General features: G+C 72.8%; 12 protein-coding genes. 5 read left to right on the plus strand and 7 right to left on the minus strand.

Going from position 1 to position 16,511, the window contains the following annotated elements:
• Window positions 1–184: 184 nt before the first annotated feature.
• Both WBK31_RS37755 and WBK31_RS37760 read right to left on the minus strand, forming a co-directional pair.
• On the minus strand, window positions 185–1,030 hold the full coding sequence (locus tag WBK31_RS37755; RefSeq protein ID WP_406673952.1) for an SGNH/GDSL hydrolase family protein: 846 nt from the start codon (window positions 1,028–1,030) through the stop codon (window positions 185–187).
• Window positions 1,031–1,113: 83 nt separating this feature from the next.
• A complete protein-coding gene (locus WBK31_RS37760) occupies window positions 1,114–1,425 on the minus strand; it encodes a hypothetical protein (protein ID WP_406673953.1) in 312 nt (103 codons plus the stop codon).
• 252 nt (window positions 1,426–1,677) lie between these two features.
• Here WBK31_RS37760 and WBK31_RS37765 point away from each other — a divergent pair, with 252 nt between their 5' ends.
• Entirely contained in the window at window positions 1,678–3,294 is a 1,617-nt protein-coding gene (locus tag WBK31_RS37765; protein ID WP_406673954.1) for a carbamoyltransferase C-terminal domain-containing protein, read from the plus strand.
• A gap of 23 nt (window positions 3,295–3,317) precedes the next feature.
• Window positions 3,318–4,130 carry an N-acetylmuramoyl-L-alanine amidase gene (locus WBK31_RS37770; protein ID WP_364063734.1) on the plus strand — a complete coding sequence of 271 codons (813 nt, stop codon included), beginning with the start codon at window positions 3,318–3,320 and terminating at the stop codon, window positions 4,128–4,130.
• 107 nt (window positions 4,131–4,237) lie between these two features.
• Here WBK31_RS37770 and WBK31_RS37775 read toward each other — a convergent pair whose 3' ends face one another.
• Window positions 4,238–4,423: a hypothetical protein gene (locus tag WBK31_RS37775; protein WP_364063731.1), complete on the minus strand. Its 186-nt coding sequence runs from the start codon at window positions 4,421–4,423 to the stop codon at window positions 4,238–4,240.
• Window positions 4,424–4,640: 217 nt separating this feature from the next.
• On the opposite strand from WBK31_RS37775, the gene WBK31_RS37780 reads away from it, so the two are divergent.
• The gene (locus WBK31_RS37780) at window positions 4,641–5,459 is read left to right on the plus strand and encodes an SAM-dependent methyltransferase (RefSeq protein WP_364063728.1); all 819 of its coding nucleotides are present in this window, start codon (window positions 4,641–4,643) and stop codon (window positions 5,457–5,459) included.
• Window positions 5,460–5,573: 114 nt separating this feature from the next.
• On the opposite strand, the gene WBK31_RS37785 is transcribed toward WBK31_RS37780, so the two are convergent.
• Together WBK31_RS37785 and WBK31_RS37790 are read right to left on the minus strand one after the other, a co-directional pair.
• Window positions 5,574–6,731, minus strand: a complete 1,158-nt coding sequence (locus tag WBK31_RS37785; RefSeq protein ID WP_364063725.1) for an FAD-dependent monooxygenase — start codon at window positions 6,729–6,731, stop codon at window positions 5,574–5,576.
• A gap of 67 nt (window positions 6,732–6,798) precedes the next feature.
• A complete protein-coding gene (locus WBK31_RS37790) occupies window positions 6,799–10,041 on the minus strand; it encodes a BTAD domain-containing putative transcriptional regulator (RefSeq protein ID WP_406673955.1) in 3,243 nt (1,080 codons plus the stop codon).
• 225 nt (window positions 10,042–10,266) lie between these two features.
• Between WBK31_RS37790 and WBK31_RS37795 the strand changes: the two genes are divergently transcribed.
• Both WBK31_RS37795 and WBK31_RS37800 read left to right on the plus strand, forming a co-directional pair.
• Complete coding sequence (locus tag WBK31_RS37795; protein WP_364063719.1) at window positions 10,267–10,845, plus strand: TetR/AcrR family transcriptional regulator; 579 nt, start codon at window positions 10,267–10,269, stop codon at window positions 10,843–10,845.
• Window positions 10,846–11,335: 490 nt separating this feature from the next.
• Entirely contained in the window at window positions 11,336–13,687 is a 2,352-nt protein-coding gene (locus WBK31_RS37800; RefSeq protein ID WP_364063716.1) for a glycosyl hydrolase 2 galactose-binding domain-containing protein, read from the plus strand.
• Here WBK31_RS37800 and WBK31_RS37805 read toward each other — a convergent pair.
• Window positions 13,665–15,131 carry a long-chain-fatty-acid--CoA ligase gene (locus WBK31_RS37805; protein WP_406673956.1) on the minus strand — a complete coding sequence of 489 codons (1,467 nt, stop codon included), beginning with the start codon at window positions 15,129–15,131 and terminating at the stop codon, window positions 13,665–13,667. The genes WBK31_RS37800 and WBK31_RS37805 overlap by 23 nt on opposite strands.
• Window positions 15,118–16,479: a PucR family transcriptional regulator gene (locus WBK31_RS37810; protein WP_378785661.1), complete on the minus strand. Its 1,362-nt coding sequence runs from the start codon at window positions 16,477–16,479 to the stop codon at window positions 15,118–15,120. Before WBK31_RS37810 ends, WBK31_RS37805 begins: the two co-directional genes overlap by 14 nt.
• Window positions 16,480–16,511 lie beyond the last annotated feature (32 nt).

Consider the following 16,511-nt stretch of genomic DNA (forward strand, 5'->3'; position numbering starts at 1 on the left):
GACGCTGAAACTTTCATCGCACGCGTCCCGGCTCATCGGCTCCCGCGTCGCTATCGCGCCGGTCCGTGTCGCCGGATCCGGCGTCGCTATCGCGCCGGTCCGTGTCGCCGGATCCCGCGCCGGTCCTGGCGCCGGTCTGCGTCGCCGGCCCCGCCCCTGACGGTGACGGGACCGGCGGGGGCGATCACAGGTCGGAGCTGACGGCGCCGGTGACGATGGTGGCGAAGTTCTGCATGCCGCGCGCGTTCGGGTGGAAGGGCGCGGCGGGGGAGGCGGGCACGTACGGCTCGATCCACCGCTGGCTCGACGAGGCGCACGGGGAGTGGTCGGCGCTCGGGGTCTGCAGGTCGATGAAGCCGGCACCGGCCGCGGCGGCCTGCTCGGCGAGCATCCGGTTGAAGTACATCAGCGTGGCCCTGATGTAGTTGGCGTCGGCGCGGATGATCGGGACGCGCGGGTAGCAGCCGTCCGGCGGCGCGTACGTGGCGTACCCGACCACGAAGATCCGCGCCTGCGGAGCGCGGGCGCGGATGTCGGAGATGACGCTGAGCAGCCGCGGGCGTAACGCGTCGGTCTCCACACGCCACTTGTCCTGGCCGTTCACCACGTAGTCGTCGTTGCAGGCGTCGCCGACGGGCGGGGGCAGCAGGTTGAGGCAGTCCTCGATGAAGTCGGTCAGGCCGAGGTCGTTGGCGCCGATCTGCAGCGTGACCAGCGTCGTGTCCTGGCCGAGCGCGTCGAACTGGGGCGGCACGTCGCCGAGGTCGGTGTTCTGGGACTCGTACAGGTCGTCGGTCTTGGCGCCCGAGCAGGTGGCGTCGCGCAGCTCGCGCGCGCCGATGGCCTGGGCGGTCAGGTGGGCGTAGTTGCGGTCGGAGCGCCAGCAGCCGTAGTGAGGGCCGATCTGGTTCGGGATGAGCGGGCCCGCGGCGGCCGAGTCGCCGAGCGCGACGTACACCTCTCCCTGGGCGGCCTGGGCGGGCGGCGCGAGGCTGAGCACGAGTAAGGCCGCGCCTAACACGACGAGCATCCGTCGGACCATGAGGACTCCCTCCGGCAGGTGTTGGGGGGCGGCCACGACCGGCCGGGGGTGCTGGCCGGTGGCGTGGGCGATCACCCACACGATGAGCCATGGCCGCCGGTCTGTGAACCGCGCGGAGAGAGCGATGCTGAGGTGGTATGGATCAGTGCGTGCCGGGCCACCGGCCAGTGCGCGCCTGAGCCGATCATGTGCACCTCGCCCTGCTCGATGCCCTGCTCGACGCTGATCAGGAAGCCGCCGGTCAGCACCCGGTGCCGCTGCCCGCGTTCGGGCACCAGGTAGGTCACGGAGCGCAGCCCGGCGAACGCGGTGGCGATGAGCTCGGCGACCTTGGCCGCGTCGGCGGCGGTGGCGGTGCGGATGGCGGGCCGGAGGTTGAACACCCGGCCGCCCGGCCTGCTTCCTGCACGTCCGCGGCTTCACCGCCCGTGACCGGCCCGGTCTCAGCCGTTAGGGCTTCGGCCGCTAAGAGCTGACGTGCCCCTTACGCGGTTGGGAGATCCACTTGTTCTGGCCTGGGGTATCGGTGCCCGAGATCACGATCAGGAGGCAGCGAGATGGCGGACTTCCCCATTGTTGTCGGGATAAATCGCACCCAGGATGGTTCCATCGCCGTCGCCCTCGGCGAGTCGGGCATGTACAGCCTGCAAAAGGAACGGATCAGCCGCAGGAAGCACCACTGGGGCCGGCTCGGCGACCTGTCCGACCGCTACCTGCCCGCCATGCCCCTGCTCAAGGAGCCGGTGGACCTCGTGGTCGAGGGCTACTCGTCGGACACCGAGATCGAGCACGCGGTCGCGTACCAGCAGGAGGTGCGCGAGACGCTCGGGCTCAAGGACGGCGCGCAGGTCGTGCTGGTCTCGCACCACCTCTCGCACATCTACAGCGCGTTCCACCCGTCGCCGTTCGAGGAGGCGGCCGGGCTGGTGATCGGTACGCGGGGCAGCCACGTGAGGGACTTCACCGAGCAGGTCGAGCTGCCGCCCGGCACCGGCGGCGACCTGATGGAGGTCGCCTCCTTCTACCGGTGCACGCGCGGACGCGTGGAGTGCCTGGCCAAGCAGCTCTGGGACGGCGACTGGGAGCGGCAGGCCGGGCTCGGGAGCTTCTACGCGCTGCTGACCGCGATGATCTGGCCGGAGAGCCAGGGCGATGAGAGCGACGAGGGCAAGGTGGCGGCGCTGGCCGCGTTCGGCGACCCCGACGCGCTCGGCCTGCCCGACCTCGACGTACGCGGCCACGAGGTGCACATCCCGCCCGCCTGGTGCGAGCTCTTCGCCCGCCGCGACGACTACGTCTACGAGCCGGGCGGCGAGGAGTTCCGCCGCGCCGCGAACCTGGCCGCCGCCGGTCAGCGCGCCTTCGAACGGGCGCTGATCCGCCTCGCCGCCTGGCTGCACGACAGGACCGGTCTGGACGCCCTGGCCTACGCGGGCGGCGCGGCGCTCAACTGCGCGGCCAACGCCAGGATCGTCCGCGAGTCGCCGTTCCGCGAGGTGTTCATCCCGCCGAGCCCGCACACCGGCGGCACCGCGGTCGGCTGCGCCCTGTACGGACTGATCGAGCACCTGGAGGTCGAGAGCGGGTTCCGCTGGGGCGACGACTTCCTCGGCCCCGACCAGGACGACAACGCGATCGAGGCGGCCGTACGCGGCCTGCCCGCCGGCCTGTACGCCGAGCGCCCCGCCGACCTGGCCGCCGAGGTGGCCGGGCTGCTCGCGAGCGGCCGGGTGGTGGGCCTGCACCAGGGACGCAGCGAGTCCGGCCCGAGAGCGCTCGGCAACCGAAGCGTTCTCGCCGACCCGCGCAACCCGGTCATGCAGGACTACATCAACTTCGAGGTCAAGGGCCGCGAGTGGTTCCGCCCGCTGGCCTCGCTGGTGCCGGCCGAGCACGCCGGGCGCGTCTTCGAGGTGGACCGCCCGTCGCCGTTCGGCCAGTTCGTCGTCCCCGTACGTCCCGGCTACCGCGACCGGCTGCCCGGCATCACCCACGTGGACGGCACCGCGCGCCCGCAGACGGTGGAACGGTCGAGCACGCCCTTCCTGCACGCGCTGCTGACCGAGTGGAACGCGCTCACCGGCGTACCGGTGCTCATCAACACCTCGCTGCACGGCCCGGGAGAGCCGCTGGCCGAGACGCCGGAGCACTCGATCGAGGTGCTGCGGACGACCGGCCTGCACGCGCTCGCGCTGCCGCCGTACGTCATCCGCAAGCACGACGAGCCCTCGCTGCCGGGCGGTGAGCGATGAACAGCCCGGGTACGGCCCTCGGCATGCGTACCCGTACGGCCCTGCTGATCACGCTGATCACGCTGGTGGCGCCGGTCGGCCTGGTCGCCGGATGCGGGGGTGACGAGGCGGCGCCCGCCGTACGCGAGACCCCCGTCGCCGGTTCGCCCACCGCGACCGGAACACCCGGCTCGGGCCCGCTGGCGGGCAAGGTCGTGGTGATCGACCCCGGCCACAACGGCGGCAACGCCTCGCACCCTGAGGAGATCAACCGGCCGGTCGACATCATCACCGGACGCAAGCCGTGCAACACCACCGGCACCCAGACCGCCGCCGGCTACCAGGAGCACGCCTTCACCTGGGACGTGGCCACCCGGCTCCGGCCCATCCTGGAGAGCAAGGGCGCCAAGGTCGTGCTCACCCGGCCCAACGACAAGGGCGTCGGCCCCTGCATCACCGAGCGGGCCGCCATCGGCAACAAGGCCGAGGCCGACGCGGTGCTGTCCATCCACGGCGACGGCGCCGCGCCGAGCGGCCACGGCTTCCACGTGATCATGCCGGGGCTGATCAAGGGGCACAACGAGGCCGTCATCAAGCCGTCCCGTCGGCTCGGCCGCGACGTCCGCGACGCCTACCGCGAGGGCACCGGCATGCCGTACGCGAACTACACCGCGCGCAACGGCCTGCAGACCCGCACCGACCTCGGCGGGCTCAACCTGTCGACGCGGCCCGCGGTGTTCATCGAGTGCGGCAACATGCGCAACAAGGGCGACGCGGCCAAGATGTCCGACCCCGCGTTCCGCCAGCGCATGGCCGCCGCGATGGCGGACGGGATCGAACGCTTCCTGAAGGGCTGACCGGGCCGGGCGGCGTCACCTGCGGGTGGTCGGTCGTCCGCGGTCCGGTGCCGCCATCCGCGGGGTGGTCGGCCGTCCCCAGCCCGATGGTGTCACCCGTGGGGTGATCAGCCGTCGCGGCACAGCGGGTCGCCGCCCAGCACGCAGGCGATGTCGTCGAGCCGGCAGCTCAGCAAGGTGCCGTCCATGGCGAGCACGAGCACGAGGTCGCGCTGGGACGGATGCGCCAGCACCACCCTGCCGACGACGCCGTTGTCCAAGATCACGGTCGGGCGGCCTGTCGCGTTGTCCATGTCCTCGCGACTCCTCTCAGGTCCGGAACGAGCCCTCGCGCCGGACCCGTCCCCACCAGGATGCACAGGCTCATGCCCTCAGCGCATCGGTCATGAGGCGGTAATTCCGTACGCCGAGGACAGTACCTTCATGCCTGAGGCAGGCACACGCCGGGTACGGAAGCCGACCGCCGAGTAATATGACGGCCAAGCTGCCCGTGGCGAAGGAGACGGCCCTGTGACCGAGCTTGAGCGGGTACCACCCGGCGTCGACCCCAACGTCCCCAGCTCCGCGCGGGTCTACGACTACCTGCTCGGTGGCAAGGACAACCTGGCGGTGGACCGCCAGATGGCCGAACGCCTCCTCAAGGTCGCGCCCGACAGCCGCCTGGTCGCCAGGGCCAACAGGCAGTTCCAGGTCGAAGTGGTCAGGCATCTCGCCGAGCAGGGCATCCGCCAGTACATCGACCTCGGCACCGGCATCCCGACCTCGCCCAGCATCCACGAGACCGTACGCTCGGTGCACCCGGCCTGCCGGGTGATCTACGTCGACTACGACCCCGTCGTACGCCTGCACGCGCAGGTGCTGCTCGCCGACTCGCCCGGCGTCGCCGGCATCCAGGCCGACCTGCGCCGTCCCGGCGACATCCTCGCCGACCCCCACGTCACCGGCCTCATCGACTTCGACCAGCCGGTGTGCGTGCTCATGGTCGGCGTGCTGCACTTCATCATGGACGAGGAGGATCCGGCCGGCATCGTGGCCGCGTTCAAGAAGCGCATGGCGCCGGGCAGCCACCTGGTGATCTCCCACGCCATGGCCGAGAGCGACCCCGAGGCCATCGCCCAGCTCCAGGCCGGTGCGGCGGGCTCGCCCGTGCAGTCCAGGTTCCGCACCCGCGAGGAGGTGCTGGCGCTGTTCGAGGGATTCGAGCTCATCGGGCCTGGGCTCGTGCCCGTGCAGGACTGGCACATCGGCCCCGACGACACCCGCATCCCGCTGCTCGACGCGCCACCCCGGCTCCGCATCGACGGCGCGGTGGGCCGCGTCCCCGCCTGACGCCCCTGCGCCCGCCTCACGGGGCTCTTCCCCCGAGGGCCCCGCACCGGCCTTCTGGCGTTACCGCCCGAGGGCTCGCCCTCACCCGCCTTCGCGCTTTCTCCCGAAGGGTCCTCACGCGGCGGTCGGCGGGTACGTCTTGAGCTTGATGTCGGTGGCGAACTTGTCGGTCACCTTCAGCATCAGGCCGAGCAGGAAGCCGTACTTGAACGTCCAGTTGCGCATGAGCATCTTGGCCCGGCTGCCGGGTGCGAGGAACGGCCCGGCGTTGCCGCTCTTCGCGATCTTGGCGTAGGGGCGGAACCGGCGCTCGTACTCCGCGAAGGCCACCCGGTGATCGCCGCCCGCCGCAGCCAGCTCGCCCGCCAGCACGTACGCGCCCACCACGGCCAGCCCGGTGCCGAAGCCGCCCAGGGTGTTGCCGTAGGCCGCGTCGCCCAGCAGCACCACCCGGCCCTGGCTGTACCGGTCGATCCTGACCTGGCTGATCGAGTCGAAGTAGACCTCGCGCGCGCCGCGTACCGCTTCCATGATCTCGGGGACGCGCCAGCCCATCCCGGCGTACGCACGATCCAGCAGCTTCTTCTGCTGCTCCACGTCGTAGCGGTCGTACTGCAGCGGCTCCGACGCGAACACGAAGAACGCCGGCGCCTTCGTCCCGCCCACCGCCACCATGCGGCCAGGCTCGTTGTACATCTTGCCCGGCTCGCCGAAGTCCAGGCCGGTCTCCACTAGCGCGTAGTAATGGCCGAGGAAGCGGACGAACCGCTCCTCCGGCCCGAACACCAGCCTGCGCACGTTCGAGTGGATGCCGTCCGCGCCCACCACCAGGTCGAAGGTGCGGGGCGCCGAGCGTTCGAAGGTGACGTGCACGCCGTCCTTGGTCTCGGTGAGCGAGGTGATCGAGTCGCCGAAGACGTACTCGCAGGCGGGGGCGGTGCGCTCGTACAGCAGGCGGGACAGGTCACCACGGGTGATCTCGATGTCGCCGCCGCTGAACTCGCCGGGGATGACCGCCAGCGTGCGGCCCGCCGCGTCCACGATCTCCTGGTCGCTGCCGCCGGTCTGGTGGCGGCGCACGTCGTCCAGGATGCCCATGCGGCTCAGCACCGTACGGTGGGTCTCGCCCTTGAAGTCGACGGCCTGGCCGCCCAGGCGGAGCGACGGGGCGCGTTCGACGACGGTGACGGCGAAGCCGTACCGGATGAGCCAGTGTGCGAGTGCGGGTCCGGCGATGCTCGCGCCGGAGATGAGGACGGTGGTGTTCTTCATGCCCGCCAGCTTCGTAAGCCTCGCTGACAGCCGGGCGACGATCGGCTGACAGCCGCTCCCTGGGCTGTCAGCGCCCGCGCTTGAGCGCGGACAGGGCGTCGTCCGTGGTCATGGCGGCGCCTCTGGCGTCGCCCTTGGTCATGGCGGCGCCTCTGGCGTCGCCCTTGGTCATGGCGGCGCCTCTGGCGTACGCGGCGGCGAATTCCTCGGGGCCTAGGATCGTGGTGGCTCTCGCTGCGGTACGCGCCACGTCCCGATCACCGGCCACCGCCATCCCCCGCAACGCCACCGCCACCCCGAGCAACCACGCCGCCCTCTCCGCCGGGCCGCGATCCGGCGAACCGGCGGCCGTGACGCCGGCCAGGCCCTCGGTGGCGTCGGCGAGGTCGGCGGCCATGGGGGAGGTGAGTGCGGTGGCCAGGGCCTGGGCGTGCAGGCCGGCCGCTCGTTCGGTGTCGCCGCGCGCTTCGGCCAGCCGGCCCAGCGCCGTGAGCGCGTGCGAGCGCGTACCCGCCGAGGTGAACGCCCCGCTCTCCGACCCGGCCAGCGCCGCCGACAGCAGCCGCTCCGCCTCGTCAAGGTCACCTGCGTGCCGGGCGATCTCCCCGAGCTGGAGCCGCAGCGCGGCGGTCAGCTCGGGCCGTCCGAGCCGATGCTCCAGCTCGGCGACCCGCGCGCAGTCGGCGCGGGCGGCGGCGACGTCACCGGCCCGCCACAGGGCGGCGGCCCGCCGGATCAGCACGTCGGCCAGCTCGTCGAGGGCGCCCAGCTCCTCCAGCAGCCCGAGCGCCTCCCGCCACAGCCGCCGGGCCCGCGCCCAGTCGCCGCGCCAGCCCGCGATCACGGCGAGCCAGTCGAGCGCCTGCGCCGTGCCCCAGCGCTCGCCCAGCCGGGCGAAGGCGGCGCGGACGTGTTCCAGCTCGGGCTCCGCCTCGGCGGGCGCGCCATCGAGCACCTTCAGCAGGGCGGTGCCGAGGTCGCCGAGCGCCCGGCTCCACGGGTCCTGGCTGAGCGTCTCGCGTCGTACGCGCTCATCCTCGGCCTCGCCGGGCGGCCCCGCGATCATGCTCCACAGCGCCACACCGAACCGGTGGCGCATCGGCCGTCCCAGCGACGCGACGATCTCCCCGGCCCGCCGCCAGTGCGGCGAACCGGACTCGGGTACGGCGTGCAGCACGGTCATCACGTACTCCTCCGCCAGCCCGGCAGGCGGCTCGGTGCCGACGCGGTCGAGCAGGCGGGCGGCGTGCGGTGCGGCCTGGCCCCGCCGCCCGCTCAGCCACCAGTACATGGCCAGCGCCGCCGTCAGCCGCAGCCCCGTCGCCGGGTCGTGCTCGGCGCTCCACCGCAGGGCCGCCCGCAGGTTGGCGTCGTCGGCCGACAGCCGGGCCAGCCAGTCGAGCTGCTCTTCCCGGTAGAGGTGGTCGTCCGCTTGCCCGGCGAACTCCAGGAACCAGGCCGCGTGCGCCCGCCGTGCCGTCTCCTCCTCTCCGGCCGCCGCCAGGCGTTCGAGGCAGAACAGGCGGATGGTGTCGAGCATCTGGTACCGCTCGCCGTCGGTCTCCACCAGCGACTTGTCCACCAGCCCGGCCAGCACCTCCGCCCCTTCCTCCGGCCGGTCAGGCGTGCAGACGCGCTCGATGGCCTCCAGCGTCGCGCCGCCGGTGAAGACGGCCAGGCGGCGGGCCAGAGCCTGCTCGCCGGGGTCGAGCAGGCTCCAGCTCCACTCCACGACCGCGCGCAACGTCCGGTGCCGGGCCGCCGCCGTACGGTCGCCGCGCGACAGCAGGCTGAACCGGCCGTGCTCGGCCAGCCTCTCCGCGATCTCCGCCACCCCGAACGTTCGCACCCGCGCCGCCGCCAGCTCGATCGCCAGCGGCAACCCGTCGAGGTCGGCGCAGATCCGCGAGATGGCGGCGAGGGTGCGGCCTTTCGCGGTACGGGCGAAGCCGGGCCGTACTGCCGCCGCTCGCTCGGCGAACAGGCGGACGGCCGGGTAGGCCAGCGGGTCCTGCGGCGGTTCTTCGCCGGGTGGCGGCACGGGGAGCGGGGTGAGCGGGACGAGGTGCTCGCCGGTGAGCCCGAGGGGTTCCCGGCTGGTGGCGAGGATCCGCAGGCCGGGGCAGGCGGACAGCAGGCGGCGTACGAGGGCGGCGGCCTCGTCGATGACGTGTTCGCAGTTGTCCAGCATGAGCAGGAGTTCCTGCTCGGCCAGCGCGGAGACGAGCCGCCGCACGGGGTCGGGCCCGCCGGGGCCCGACGGGCGCAGCGCCGGTTCTCGCAGCCCGAGCGCCTGCCACACCACCCGTGCCACCGCCCCGTCCCCACCGGCCTCGGTGGCACGGTGGGCTTCGGCGGGCGGGGCGGGGTCCACGAGGGTCAGGTCGGTGAAGGCGGCCGGAGCGGCGGTGGCGGTGCGGAGGGTGTGTTCGATGGCCAGGCGGGTTTTGCCGGTGCCGCCGGGGCCGACGATGGTGATCAGGCGGGCGTCGTGGAGTGAGGCCAGGTGGGCCAGCTCGTCCTCGCGTCCGACGAAGCTGGTGAGCTGGGCCGGTGGGCGGGCCAAGGAGGTGCGTTCCTGAGGGCCGCGCAGGATCTCCAGGTGGAGGGCGGCAAGCTCGGGAGACGGGTCGGCGCCCAGCTCGTCGGCCAGCTGGCGGCGGCCCTCGTCGTACACGGTCAGCGCCTCCGCCTGGCGGCCGGCCGCGTGCAGGGCGCGCATGAGGAGGCCGCGCGTGCGCTCGCGGAACGGGTGGGCGGACAGCAGGTCGCGCAGCCCGGCCACGGGCGGGGCGGAGCCGGGGAGCGACAGTTCGGCCTCGTACAGGTCCTCGGTTGCGGCCAGGCGCAGCTCGTCGAGCCGGAGCGCCTGCGGGGCGGCGAATGGCGCGTCGGCGACGTCGGCGAACGCCGGGCCGCGCCACAGGTCGAGCGCCTCGCGGAGCACGGTCGCGGCGGCGGCGTGCCGTCCGGCGGTGAGCAGGGCGCGGCCGTCGCGGGCGAGGCGCTCGAAGCGGTGGACGTCCACGTCGTCCCGGTCGACGGCGAGGCGGTAACCGGACCCGTGGGACTCGATCAGCCCGCTCGGCAGGCGCCGTCGCAGCCGGGACACCTGCGCCTGTACGGCGTTGGCCGCGCCGGACGGGGGCCGCTCGCCGTACTGGCCGTCGATGAGACGTTCGAGGCTGACCAGTCGTCCGGCGTCGAGCAGCAGCAGGGCGAGCAGCGCGCGCGGGCGCGGACCGCCGACGGAGACGGGCTCGCCGGCATCGGTCCGCACGTCCAGCGGACCAAGGACGCGGAACTGCACCCTTCCGATTGTTCCTCAGCTTTTGCCGCCGAGGGCCCGCTCTTCGCTCCCGGGGCCTCGGATCTTGGAGGTCGCGGGGGCGGGGTCGTGCGTCCCGCACCCCTGGGTCTGGGTCCGCGCCGGAGGGGGCGGTGTGCGTTCCAAGATCCTTTTGGGGCAGAATGATCTTGTGCGAGCCCTGTCCGCAGCCGGGGCTCGCACGCCCCCCGGTAGGCTGACCACACTATGGACGCCACGCCCGGGCTGCGCGAACGCAAGAAGGCCGAGACTCGCCAGGCCGTGCACGAGGCGGCGCTGCGGCTGGTGGTCGAGCACGGCCTCGACGCGGTCACCGTCGAGTCCATCGCCGACGCCGCCAACATCTCGCGGCGCACGTTCTCCAACTACTTCTCCAGCAAGGAGGACGCGCTGCTCTACGGCGAGGAGCAGCGGATAAGAGCGCTGGTCGAGCGGGTGCGCGCGCAGCCGCCCGAGCTGAGCGCCTGGGAGGCGCTGCGCGTCTCGGCCGACGAGCTGCAGGACGAGCTGGGCGAGCCGCATCGCGAGTGGGCGGTGCGCACCCGGCTCGCCAAGAGGCATCCGTCGCTGCTGGCCCGGCAGCTCGCCAACCACGCGGGGCTCGAGCGGGATCTCGTCGAGGCCGTCGCCGACAGGAAGGCCGACGTGCCGCCGCGGGTGCTGGCGGCGGCGTTCCTGGTGGCGTTGCGGCTGGCGTCCCATCAGTGGACCGAAGAGGACGAGGCCCGTACGTTGCGCGAGGTCGTCAGCGAGACCCTCGACCAGATGGCCCGCCCCTTCAGGTGACCCCAGACCGAACGGGCCCCGCCCATAGGACAGGGCCCGGCGAGGTCACGGGGTCATGACCACTTCTGCGGGTACAGGCCGTCGCGCTCCCTGAGCTGCACCTTGGTGTGGTCGGCGGTGCCCTGCGCGCCGGCGTCCAGGCACTTGCCGCCGGGCCCGGTGATCTGGCGGGCCGGGCTGGGGAGCGTGCTGATGCCGTAGCGTACGGCGCACTGGTTGCCGGTGAGGTGGACGGCGGTCAGGTAGCGGAAGCCGGTTGGATCGTCCGCGAGAGCACGGCGGGCGAGCAGCCCGCCTGAGCGCGTGAGAGCGCACTGCGACGCCGACGGACCTGCGCCCGCTGGGCGCCTCGCCCACGACGGACAGCGCCTCCCGTGCGCTCTTGAGGGAACCGGTTAATCTCGCTATGCCAGCCGTTGACGGCCCTATGGCTCCCACGTAGAGTCGCGTGGGCTTACTCGGTTTAGTGAGAGCGGTATGGGAGAAACACGTGTTCCGTGCGCTGCACGACGGCTGGACCCTCCGCGCAGGCGGCGACGACAGGCGTGACCTGGCGGGCGTTCCGGCCGCTGTGCCGGGCAGCGTCCACACCGACCTGCTCGCCGCCGGCCTCATCGACGACCCCTACCGCGACGACAACGAGCGGCGGCTGACCTGGATCGGGCGTACGGACTGGATCTACGAGACCGCCTTCGACTGGCACGACGACGGCTCGGAGCGGACCGACCTCGTCTGCGAAGGGCTCGACACCGTGGCCACCGTGCTGCTCAACGGCCACGAGCTGGGCCGCACCGCCAACATGCACCGCACCTACCGCTTCGCCGCCCGCGACCTGCTTCAGGAGGGCCGCAACACGCTCGAAGTGCGCTTCCGCGCCCCCTACGCCTACGCCGAGGAGCAGCGGGAAAGGCTCGGTGACCGGCCGGCCGCCTACGACGAGCCGTACGCGTTCATCAGGAAGATGGCCTGCAACTTCGGCTGGGACTGGGGCCCCACGCTGGTGACCAGTGGCATCTGGCGGCCCATCGGGCTGCACTCCTGGTCGGGCGCCCGGCTGGCCGAGGTGCGGCCGCTGGTGCGCGGCGACGGCGTGGACGTCCACGTACGCGTCGAGCGTACCGGCGAGGCCCCCGTCACCGTCACCGCCGAGGTGGCCGGCGTGAGCGTGGAGGCCAAGCTGGGGCAGGGCCGCAGCGAGGCCGTGCTGCGCCTGGACGTGCCGCACGCCGAGCGGTGGTGGCCGCATGGCCACGGCGCGCAGCCGCTCTACCCGCTGACCGTGCGCGCCGGCTCCGACCAGTGGCGGCGCGAGATCGGCTTTCGCACGGTCGAGCTGGACACCGACGCGTTCCGGCTGATCGTGAACGGCCGGCCGGTGTTCGTCCGCGGCTTCAACTGGATCCCCGACGACTGCTTCCCCGCCCGCGTCACCCCGGAGCGGCTGGCCGAGCGCTTCGCGCAGGCGGTCGCCGCCGGTGCCAACACGCTGCGGGTGTGGGGCGGTGGCGTCTACGAGTCCGACGCCTTCTACGGCCTGGCCGACCGGCTCGGCCTGCTGGTGTGGCAGGACTTCCCGTTCGCCTGCTCGGCCTACCCGGAGGAGGAGCCGTTCCGCTCCGAGGTCGAGGCCGAGGCGCGCGAGAACGTCGCCAGGCTGTCCGCGCATCCGAGCCTGGTGCTGTGGTGCGGCAACAACGAGAACATCGAGGGACATCAGCACTGGGACTGGCGCGGCCGGCTCGGCGACAAGAGCTGGGGCGCCGGGTTCTACTACGACGTGCTGCCGTCGGTGGTGTCGGAGCTGGACCCCACCAGGCCGTACTGGCCGGGCAGCCCGTATTCGGGCAGTCCCGACCGGGACGTACGCGACCCCTCCACCGGCACCGTGCACATCTGGACGGTCTGGGGCGGCGGCCAGGACTACGTCCATTACGCCGACTACACGCCGCGCTTCGTCGCCGAGTTCGGCTACCAGGGGCCGCCGACGTACGCCACGCTGCGCGCCGCCTCATCCGACGAGCCGCTGACCCCCGGCTCCTCGCACCAGAAGGCCCCGGGCGGGCAGGAGAAGCTGATCGCCGGGCTGGGCGAGCACCTGCCGCGCCCCGAGACGTTCGACGACTGGCACTACTACACGCAGCTCAACCAGGCCCGCGCGATGGCGTTCGGCGTCGAGCGGTTCCGCGCGCTGATGCCGTACTGCATGGGCACGATCGTCTGGCAGCTCAACGACTGCTGGCCGGTGACCTCCTGGGCGGCCGTGGACGGCGCGGGCCGCAGGAAACCCCTGTGGTACGCGCTGCGCCGCGCCTTCGCCGACCGCCTGATCACCCGGCTCGGCGACGAGGTGGTGCTGGTCAACGACACCGACGCCGCCTGGGAGGGCACGCTCACCCTGGCCCTGCGCGACCTTTCGGGCCGGGCGCTGGCCGCGCAGAGCGAGCAGGTCACGGTGCCGGCCCGCGCCACCCTGCGCGTCGCCCCGCCGCAGGGCCAGGCGGCCGCGCTGCTGACCGCCGAGCTGGACGGGCACCGGGCGCTGTTCCCCGCGGCCGAGGACCCGGCCATGGGCTACCCGCCGGCCGAGTTCACCGCCACCGTGGACCGCGAGCCCGGCGGATACGCGGTCACCGTCACGGCCGCCACGGTCGTGCGCGAGCTGGCGCTCTTCCCCGACCGGCTCGACCCGGCGGCGAGCGTGGACGAGCAGCTCGTCACGCTGCTGCCGGGCGAGAGCGTCACCTTCCACGTGGCCACGGAGGCCGAGCTGGACGCGGCGGCGCTCACGTCGTACCCGGTGCTGCGCTGCGTCAACGAGCTCAGGGGACCAGGGCGCGTTTGAGTATCTTGCCGGTGGGGCTCATCGGCAGCTCGTCCACGAACGTCAGGCGGCGCGGATACTTGTAGGCCGCCACCCGCTCGCGGACGAAGTCGCGCAGCTCGTGGTCGCTCACCGGGGCGCGCAGCGCCACCACGGCCGCGATCTCCTCGCCGAGCTCCGCGTGCGGCACCCCGACCACGGCGGCCTGGCGCACGGCCGGGTGCTCGTAGAGCACCTCCTCGATCTCGCGCGGGTAGACCGTGTAGCCGCCGCGGATGATCACGTCGCGGCGGCGGTCCACCAGGAAGAAGTAGCCGTCGTCGTCCACCCTGCCGAGGTCGCCGGTGTGGAACCAGCCGTCGCGGATGGCCTCGGCGGTGGCGGCGGGGTCGTTCCAGTAGCCCTTCATCACGTTGGGGCCGCGTACGACGATCTCGCCGATCTCGCCGCGCGGCACCTCGCGGCCCTCCTCGTCGACGACCTTCATCTCGACGTCCCTGATGGGCCAGCCGATCGAGCCGGGCCTGCGGTGCCGGCCGCCGCGGTTGGTCGCGGCGACGGGGGAGGTCTCGCTGAGCCCGTACCCCTCGATGATCTCGCAGCCGAAGCGGGTCTCGTACGCGCGCAGCACGTCGAGCGGCAGCGCAGCGCCGCCGGACGCGCAGACCCGCAGCATGGACATGTCGGAGGCGCCGGGATGGTCGAGCAGCGCGATGAACATGGTGGGCACGCCCTGGAACACCGTCACCCCGTCGCGCCTGATCACCTCAAGGGCCCGGCCAGGGTCGAAGCGGGGGAGCAGCGTCAGCCGGGCGCCGGCGTGCACGGTGGCGTTGAGCGAGCAGGTCTGGCCGAAGGTGTGGTAGAGCGGCAGCGCGCCGAGCACCACGTCGTCCACGCCGAGCGCGTGCATGCGGGCCACGGTGGCGGCGTTGCCGCCCAGGTTGCCGTGGGTCAGCTCGATGCCCTTGGGCCGGCCGGTCGTGCCCGAGGTGTAGTGGATGACGGCCGTGTCGTGCGCACCCGTGGGGGCGATCTCGCGCTCGGGGGTGACGCGGCGCAGCAGCCTGCGGAACTCGCCGGGCACCACGAAGAAGCAGTCGGCCTTCGTGCCCGCAGAGCCCGCCTCTGCCGTCTCGGCGAAGGCGTGCCAGGCGATGAGCAGCCGGGCCCCGCAGTCCCCCAGGTACGCGGCGATCTCCCGCCGCTTCAGCAGCGGATCGAGCGGCACCACCACCGCGCCGGTCCGCAGCACCCCGTAGTAGACGACGCCGAACTCCGGCACGTTCGGCAGCATGATCGCGACCCGGTCGCCGGGGCCGATACCGCGGCACCGCAGCAGGCCCGCGAGGCGGGCGCTCAGCTCCTCCAGCGCCCCGTACGTCAGCTCCGCCTCGTCCAGCGTGAGAACCGCCCGCCCGCCGAGCCGGTCGGCGGCGGTGTGGAGCCGGTCAGCGAGGTTCATGGATCGACCGTACGTCCGCTCTCCCACGCCCCTCATTGGTCACGGTGCCCAGTCTTTCCCGCCCGGCATTGGTGGGCAGCGCATCGTGCAGCGCGATCGCGACCAGCAGCTCCAAAAGATCGTTGATCGAGCGCAGGCTCCGCCCGGTGCGCTCCTGGATGCGGCGCAGCCGGTACTGGGCGGTGTTGGGGTGGATCTGCAGCCGTTCGGCGGCGGCCCGCAGGTTGAGGTCGGCCCCGGCGAACGCCCTGATCGTGGCCGTGAGCACGCCGCCGCGCGCCCGGTCCTCCGCAAGCAGCGCGGTGATGCGGCGGTCCACGAGGTGGCGCGCGGTGTCGTCGGCCTTCAGCGCGAGGTACTGGAACGCGGTGATCCTGGGCAGCGCCGCCACCCCTCCCTCCTCACCCACGAAGTCCAGCACCGCCCGAGCCTCCTGGTACGCCTGCGGGATCCGTTCGGTGCCGGTGACGACCGTGCTGATGCCCATGGCCAGCCTGATGCCCTCGGCGGCCAGGCTGTCGCGCACGCTCTGCAGGCGGTCGCACAGCTCCTCGGCGTCCGCTCCGGGGCCGAGCACGGGGATCGCGACGATCTCCGACTGGCGCACCACCGACAGCGTGCGGGTGCCGTTGCCGCCGGTACGCGCGATCGCCGCGCAGGCGGCGTGCCGGGCGTCGGCCCCCTGGTCGGGCCCGCTCGTCACGGAGGGAGGACCGGCCAGCACCGCGATCACCACGAGCAGCGGCGTGCGCGCGTCGGGGGCCAGGCCGTGCGCCTGCGCGGCGGCCAGCTCCCTGCCGCGCGTCGGCACCGAGCCGGCGAGCAGCGTCTCCAGCAGGTCGCGGCTCTCGCGCACCGCCTCGGCCGCCGCGTACTGCTGGAACTCCATGTACGCGTTGGCCGCGTGCGTGCTCGCGAAGTCGCAGTAGCGCATCAAGGGGCCCGCCAGCGTCAGCGCCGCCTCCCGCCCGGCGAACGCGGTGCCCGCCCGCTCGACCACGGCTTCCCAGAAGACCTGCTGGCCCACCCTGAACGCGTTGATGTAGTCGGCCAGCGCCACTCCCGCCCTGGCCCGGCGCATCGCCGCCCGCCTGGTGAAGGAGATGTCGTCCAGCGTGACCGTGCGGTCCTCCAGCAGCACGCCCAGCTTGGCGCGATAGTGCCTGACCACCTGGTCGCGAACGTCGGCGTGAAAGTCCGGGCCCTGGGCATCGTAGGCGGGGATCTCCGCGCGCATCGTCGCCACGGCGATGTCGGCGAGGTGGGGCAGGTCGTCGAGCAGCTCGGAGAGTATGCGTGTGCGTTCCGCGCGTACGGCGGCTTCCACGGTGTGCGAACCGGTGGACATGCCGGGATGATCCATGGCCTGCGGCGGGCGGT

Origin of the sequence: Nonomuraea sp. N2-4H, from assembly GCF_045291505.1 — a bacterium.
Taxonomy (GTDB): domain Bacteria; phylum Actinomycetota; class Actinomycetes; order Streptosporangiales; family Streptosporangiaceae; genus Nonomuraea; species Nonomuraea fastidiosa.